The sequence below is a fragment of the Nitrospinota bacterium genome (assembly GCA_016235255.1).
Taxonomy (GTDB): Bacteria; Nitrospinota_A; UBA7883; order UBA7883; family JACRLM01; genus JACRLM01.
Genome location: JACRLM010000073.1, coordinates 1 through 6,847, shown reverse-complemented (window position 1 = coordinate 6,847; position 6,847 = coordinate 1). Strand labels below are relative to the sequence as shown.

Here is a 6,847-nt window from a genome sequence, read left to right as displayed (position 1 = left end):
ATCAAGCAAAGTCGGGGGGCCTATCTTCACACAAGCTCGATGGCTTCAGAACACCTCGGCCTCCCCGGAATCGAATGCCTTATACATATGAGTATGCTCTGATTTTGAATGTACAAGAACACCCCGGACAGCGTTCGTTTCGTGTGTTTTCCCTTTTGGGCAACAGCCCGAGGCGGCCACGGGGAGGCTGTGGAACTCTCCGCATTTGCGCCATTTTCACTTCACTTGCATGCCGCCGGTTTTAATCAAACGATATTGACGGCGGGGCCTAATATTCATACGATATGTCACAAGGGCCGGGCAGGGGATTCGCGGCCCTTATGTCGGCAAACATTTTCCGCCGGAGACGACACAGTGACGCTCAACCGTATTTACCTTGTCATGCTCGCCGTGCTGGCGGCCGCCGCGTTCCGGCCTCCTTATTTCGTCGAGGCGTTCGAGGTGCGCATTTACGACCTTCTGATCAAGTACACCGCCCCGAACCAGCCGGACCCGCGCATCGTGATAATCGGCATAGACCAGAAATCGCTGGACACTTTCGGCCGCTGGCCATGGCCGCGGGACGTGATCGGGCGGCTAGTGTCAAAGCTTAAGGAATTCGGTGTGAAAGTGACGGCGCTGGACGTCACCTTCTCCACACAGGCGGACAAGGGGCTTGCCGATGTGATTGGCAACCTGGAAGGCGCCGCGTCCAAGGCCGCCGTCTCCGAGAAAGCCCCGGAATTCTATAAGGAACTTGTAAAACTCAAGGAAGGGCTCAAAAGGGACGAGGCCCTGGCCGGGGCTGTGGGGAAAGCCGGGAACGTTGTGACGGGGCTTATGTTCTATGGCAAGGACGAGCAGCAGTACATGGAGGAAGTGGGCGGGAAGAAAGACCCGCTCGCCCAGCCGTTCCGCATCAAGCTGGTCCAGCGGGACGCGGAAAGCCGCGACGCGGCGGTGCAATTTTCCGTGGTGGGGGTGGAGCCGAATATCCGGATATTGCAGGAGGCGGGAGCCGCGTCCGGATTTTTGAACACATGGCCGGACCCGTCCGACGGCGTAGTGCGGGCGCATCCGATGGTGATCGAGTACAAGGGGGACCTGTATCCGTCAATCGGCCTTGCGGCGGCCGCCCTTTACGCAAAGGACGAAAAGGAAGAGAACATTCCGTTGCAGGCGTTTTTTGAGGGGGGGGAGTTCGCCGGAGTGGCCATGGCCGATTATTTCCTCCCTGTGGACGCGCATGGCAGGATACTTTTACGCTATATGGGGCCGGACAGCACGTTCCCGATAATCTCCGCGGCGGACGTGATGACGGCGCCTCCAGGCGATAAGAACATGGCCGCCCGGCTGGAGGGCAAAATAGCCTTCGCCGGCGCCACCGCGCTCCAGCTTTACGATCTGCGCTCCACTCCCTTCGGATTCACCGCCGGGGTGGAGATACATGCCAACGCCGCCGCCAACGCCCTCAACGGCACGGTGATAAGCAAGGCCGCCTGGCAGAACATTTACGATCTGGCCCTCACGATGGTGGTGGGATTGATCCTTCTGTTCACACTCAAACGGGTGAGGATACTTTTCGGCGTGACGCTCACGGCGCTGCTTTTCGCGGGGCTTTGGGTGTTCAATTTTTACATGTTCGAAGTGAACATGCTTTGGCTAAACTCCGTGATCCCGTCGGTGACGATCGTGATGGGCTTTATCACCGTGACGGTGATCCAGTACTTGACAGAGCAGAAGTCCAAGCGGTTTATCAAGGACGCGTTCTCGCGATACCTTTCGCCCAAGGTCATCAACCTTATCATCGAAAAACCGTCGTTGCTAAAGCTCGGCGGCGAGAAAAGGCTGATGACCGCCTATTTTTCAGACGTGGCGGGCTTTACCACCATATCCGAGAAGATGCCGCCGCCGCAGCTTGTGCTGCTGCTCAACGAATACCTTTCGGCCATGACGCGGCTTATCCACGAATACGAAGGGACTGTGGACAAGTACATAGGCGACGCCATCGTGGCCTTCTGGGGGGCGCCACTGCCGGAGGAGGCCCACGCGGAGAAGGCTTTGCGGGCCGCCGTGACTATGCAGAAAAAACTGGCGGAGATGCGGGCCAAGTGGCGCGCCGAGGGGAAGGACGAGCTTAACGTGCGCATGGGGCTTAACACCGGCTACATGGTGGTGGGGAATATGGGCTCCAAGGACAGGATGGACTATACCATCATGGGGGACGCGGTGAACCTGGCCTCACGGCTCGAGGGGGTGAACAAGTATTACGGATCGAACATACTGGTGTCCGAATTCACGCTCAAGCTTGTGCGGGGGCTGTTTCTTTACCGGGAGCTGGACATGGTGCGGGTGCAGGGGAAAAAAGAGGCCATCCGGCTTTACGAAGTGATGACGGAGACGGAGAACGCCACGGAAGGGCAGCGGCGGTTCGTGCAGTCATTCGCGCTGGCGCTCATCACGTTCCGCGCGATGAATTTCAAGAAAGCGGTGGAGCTTTTCACCGCGTGCGACAGGCTTCGCGAGGGGGGCGACGGCGCCTGCAAGCTGTATTTGAAACGATGCGCCGAGCTGATATCGTCCCCACCGTCCGCCGATTGGGACAGGGTATATGACATGGCGAAGTGAGGAAACACTGGCCGTTAAGTCAAGCCAAGTAATCTGTTCTGACGCAAATGATTAAAATTAACCACGCAAGAAGGGCTTTTTCGGAAAGCTTCCAGATACAACGCTGCATCCACCGTAATTAAGTGAATGCCTTCGGTTAATAATTCCAGAATGGCGCAATCGGTCAAGCCTAACCGTGGGAAATGGTCATGTTTTGCAACCTCAACGCTTTGCTGGAACTCTTCTTTGATTTCACCAAGTAAAATCGCGAGTTTTTTCATGATTGATGAGTTGGTTCTCTCATTAGTTTGCGAAATAAGGTTGCAAGTTTCTGTAAGTATGTGTGGGGTCACCAATATTTGATCGAAGCCTTTTAACACTTTAGCTAAAAGGTCAAAGTCGGCTTCTTCATATTCTTTAAGGCGTTTGTGCTTTTCTATGAGGCTTCGGTCAGTTAATCCAACCGCGAAGAGAACAAGCAGATTTGTGTCAACGATAATATGCCGCACGTGATTACGCCATGGAATAATTCTTCATGGCCACAATTTCTTGATTATCGTCGTTAATGCGAATAATTTTGTATGAACGCTTTGGCGGTTCGCTCTGATATGCAAGCGCAGCTATAGTGGTCGTGGAAGTTGGATAATCCCAAGGCCGGGAAAACCCGACAGTGACAGTCCATTCATGATGTTCCGGGTCATACTCAACTTCTTCCAGTCCTATGTTGGTAAGTTTTTCATGCTCGAATAGACTGGAGACATGGGTTACCGCCATCCGTACAGCTTCATTAACTTTCATGGATATTCTCCTGTGCCCAAATAGAAGGGAAAGATTCCTTGGTTTTAGTATATCAAAACACTATCTTTCCTTCAAAAACTCCGGCTTCTCCGGCTTGGCGCCAAGCTCGCCGATGAGCTTGCCTTTGTCTATCGGCTCGATCCTCTCCGGTTCAACCTTCTTTTTGGGCGGGGCGGCGAACACAGGGCCCTGCACACCGGGGGGGATCGCCACTGTCTGCGCCGTTCCTGCCGGTATGGGCTTCACAAGGAGGCTTATCCGCCTGTTGCGTGGGTCGTACGGGTCTTCCTTTACCAGAAGTTCCTTGTCGGCGTAGCCCACTACATGGTCAAACCTGGAAGGCTCTATGCCGCTGGCCTCAAGCTCCCGGCGGGCGGCGGATGCGCGGGATGTGGAAAGCTCCCAGTTGGTTATCTCGCCGGAGCGGAAGGGATTAGCGTCGGTGTGCCCCTCTATCACTATCTGGTTTGGCATGTCCTTGAGAGATTCTCCGACAACCTTGATGATGTCCCGGGCGATCTGCGTGGGCTTGTCGCTCCCCATCGCGAAAATCTGGCTGCCGGCCCTGTCCACGATCTGTATCCTCAGCCCTCCTTCGGAGGCCTCCATGAACACATGCTCCTTGGCCCCCGCCGAAAGCTTCGTCTGCACCGCTTCCTCCACTTTTGCCTTCAGCTTGTCCAGGGGGATTTCCATCAGGCCGGAAACGTACATGTACTTCACCTCGCCCACCTTGGCGCCTTCGTGCTTGATGGGGTATTGCTGGCCTTCCATGAAACTCTGGCCGTGCTCGAACACGGAGAAATGCTTGAAAAAGTCGGCAAGGATCACTTTCTTTTCCGGCGAGACCATGGAGAGCAGCCACAGGAGCAGGAACAGCGCCATCATGGCCGTCACGAAATCGGCGTAGGCCACTTTCCAGCTTCCTCCGTGCGCCCCGGCGTGCTTTTTTTTGATCCTCTTTATGATGATCAGCTTGGGCTTTTCGTCTTTTTCAGCCATCGGTCACTTCTTGTGCCTGGTGGCCTCTTCCACCTGCAGGAACGTCGGGCGCAATCCCGCCGGCACCACCCGCCTGCCGAATTCCACGGAAATCTGCGGTGGGGCGCCCCGGATGAAGGCCAGAAGCGAGACCTTGAGCACAATCATGTACTCCGTGTCCTCAGCCGCCATCAGTTCCATGATCCGGCCCAGCGGCCCGGCGAAACCATAGCACGCAAGCACGCCGATGAACGTTCCCACCAGCGCCGAGCCTATGGAATGGCCCAGCACCTCCGGTGGTTCGCTCATCTTTCCCATGGTGAGCACCACGCCGAGCACCGCCGCCACGATGCCAAGGCCCGGCAGGGAATCAGCCATGGTGCTGATCCCCTTGGACGGCCCCAGCGCCTCCTCGTGGTGCGCCTCCAGCTCCGCGTCCAGCAGCGCCTCCATCTCGTGCGATTCTATGGTGGTGGTCATCACCGTGCGAAGCGTGTCGGTGACGAAGAGAAGGGCATGGTGGCGCTTGAGGAAATTTGGATATGAGGAAAATATCTTGCTTTTCTGCGGCGCGTCCACGTCCGATTCGATGGAAATCAGCCCGTCCCTGCGTATCTTGGAGAAAATGTCGTTCAAAAGCTTTAGGACCTCCATGTAGTCGTCGGAGGTGTATGCGCTTTTGCCTGTGAGAATCCTCTGAATATCCCGGATTATCCCCTTTATCACCTTGGGGGGGTAGCCTATGATCAGCGCCCCGAGCGAGGCCCCGCCGATGATCACGAACTCCGCCGGCTGCCAGAGCACACTCATGTTGCCGTGCTCCATCAGGTAACCCCCGACGACGGCCACCGCCACGATGAGGCCCCCCGCGATGACTACCATTTACGCCTGGCCCCCTTCTTTCTTTTCCCTGATAAGCTCCCGCTCCCGCTGGAACACGAACTCTATGATCTCGTCGCGCACCTGCTCTTCCATGTAAACAAAGTCCACCGCCACCGCCCATCTGCCGTCCACCTCGGCGACCGTGGAGGTCACCTTGCCGTAAACGTACATCGCAAGCGGCGACACCGTCGGCAGCACCATCTTGATTTCCACCACCGATCCGGCCGGAAAGTTCTGGCTGGAGCCGAACACCATCCCGCCGCCGTGGATTGTCACCCCGCGAAGCGGCAGGGACGCAAAACCCTCGCGGGCAAGGGTGAGCAGTTTTAGGACCGCGTCCAGCTTGGAGTCCAGAAGGTTGAGCCACTCGGCCAGCGCCTCGTCCGTCACACGCGGCGGGGTTCTAAACTCCGTCACCACCGGGTCCTCGATGATCCTGGAGGTCACTTCCTCCCACCGTTCCCTGGGCAGGAGGGTGGCCGTAAGCGGTATGTGCGCCTCCACATGCGAGTATTGCGTCATGCTTTTCTCCCCTTTATTCGATCATGCCCGCCATGCCGCCGGAACTCCCGGCCCGCGTCACAAGCCATTCCCTTTCGCCGGATGACGGATGCGCGGCGGTCCCTTCCGGCGACACCCGTTCAAGCACGGAGAACACCAAGTCCACCCCATCCATGGGAATCCCCGCCGCCGACATCGCCCCGGCGGAAAACACGTCCGCCCGAAGCTCCGCCGAATCGCCGGCGCCGGCCAGGTTCCTGTCCATCTGCGAATGCCCCAGTTCATGGTACAGCACAAACGCCGTTTCCGATTCAAGCAATTGACCTGCCCGGGCCATCAGCCCAGCGTCCGATTCAACCCTCCACCTGTCCGCCTCATCGTCAAGACCGCCGGACATGGCAACGGCCACAATTTCGTCCAGCCGCGCCTCCAGCCCGGCCTGGTCACCGTCGTTTAACACCGCCGCGTATGCAGAGTTTTTCAGCAATCGCAAAAGCCCTTCGTGGACGGCGATGGTGGATGGATACGAATACGCCGACAGCTTATCGTCCGCGCACACCTTCACCGCAACGCCCCCATCGGGCGCGTCCGGAGTCCCAGCCGGGACCAGCGTTATCCCGTCCTCACGCGGGGCCGTCACCACCGATTCGTTGAACCTGTTCACCACCGCGCCGATGACTCCCGCGAATTCCGCCCCTGCCGCGCCGCATGACGGATCGGACCGAAGCGACTCCTCGCCGCCTGATGTTTTCGTTGTGAACGTTCCATGGACATTGTAGGACGATTGATTTTCAGCGCTAGAGGACACGGTCATTTGCGATTGACCGGAGCTGTCCGCAACGCTGATGGATGTCCCGCACGCCGAGGACAACAAGGCGATGCCAAGGAATGTGAGTGCAAGCTTTTGTGAGGCCAGTCCCGATGTGCGCATAATGAGTTTAATAATAACAGGTTATAAAGGGAAAGTGTCCTAAACTTAGTTGAAACGAAGGTATGACCTCACCTGCTACCATGTTTTTGAACGAAAACAACGGAAAGCAAGGAGGTCACATGAAAAGAGTAAACGGTAACGGGAAAACTGGCAAGGGAAGAATGGATT

Annotated in this window: 7 protein-coding genes; 1 reads left to right on the top strand and 6 read right to left on the bottom strand. The window is 57.0% G+C overall.

The window, feature by feature from the left end; genetic code table 11:
* The first annotated feature begins 354 nt into the window (after positions 1–354).
* On the top strand, positions 355–2,607 hold the full coding sequence (locus HZB29_09630; GenBank protein MBI5815855.1) for an adenylate/guanylate cyclase domain-containing protein: 2,253 nt from the start codon (positions 355–357) through the stop codon (positions 2,605–2,607).
* Between the two features lie 14 nt (positions 2,608–2,621).
* On the opposite strand, the gene HZB29_09625 is transcribed toward HZB29_09630, so the two are convergent.
* Genes HZB29_09625 through HZB29_09600 form a run of 6 tightly spaced genes read right to left on the bottom strand, consistent with a single transcriptional unit; the run spans position 2,622 to position 6,562 of the window.
* The gene (locus tag HZB29_09625) at positions 2,622–3,095 is read right to left on the bottom strand and encodes a hypothetical protein (protein MBI5815854.1); all 474 of its coding nucleotides are present in this window, start codon (positions 3,093–3,095) and stop codon (positions 2,622–2,624) included.
* 4 nt (positions 3,096–3,099) lie between these two features.
* Positions 3,100–3,384 (bottom strand): hypothetical protein, encoded by a 285-nt coding sequence (locus tag HZB29_09620; protein ID MBI5815853.1) that lies wholly within the window; start codon positions 3,382–3,384, stop codon positions 3,100–3,102.
* Between the two features lie 60 nt (positions 3,385–3,444).
* The gene (locus tag HZB29_09615; GenBank protein ID MBI5815852.1) at positions 3,445–4,386 is read right to left on the bottom strand and encodes an OmpA family protein; all 942 of its coding nucleotides are present in this window, start codon (positions 4,384–4,386) and stop codon (positions 3,445–3,447) included.
* Positions 4,387–4,389: 3 nt separating this feature from the next.
* On the bottom strand, positions 4,390–5,247 hold the full coding sequence (gene motA, locus HZB29_09610; GenBank protein ID MBI5815851.1) for a flagellar motor stator protein MotA: 858 nt from the start codon (positions 5,245–5,247) through the stop codon (positions 4,390–4,392).
* Complete coding sequence (locus HZB29_09605; protein MBI5815850.1) at positions 5,248–5,769, bottom strand: PilZ domain-containing protein; 522 nt, start codon at positions 5,767–5,769, stop codon at positions 5,248–5,250. It lies immediately after the preceding gene.
* A gap of 13 nt (positions 5,770–5,782) precedes the next feature.
* Positions 5,783–6,562: a hypothetical protein gene (locus HZB29_09600; GenBank protein ID MBI5815849.1), complete on the bottom strand. Its 780-nt coding sequence runs from the start codon at positions 6,560–6,562 to the stop codon at positions 5,783–5,785.
* Positions 6,563–6,847: the final 285 nt, after the last annotated feature.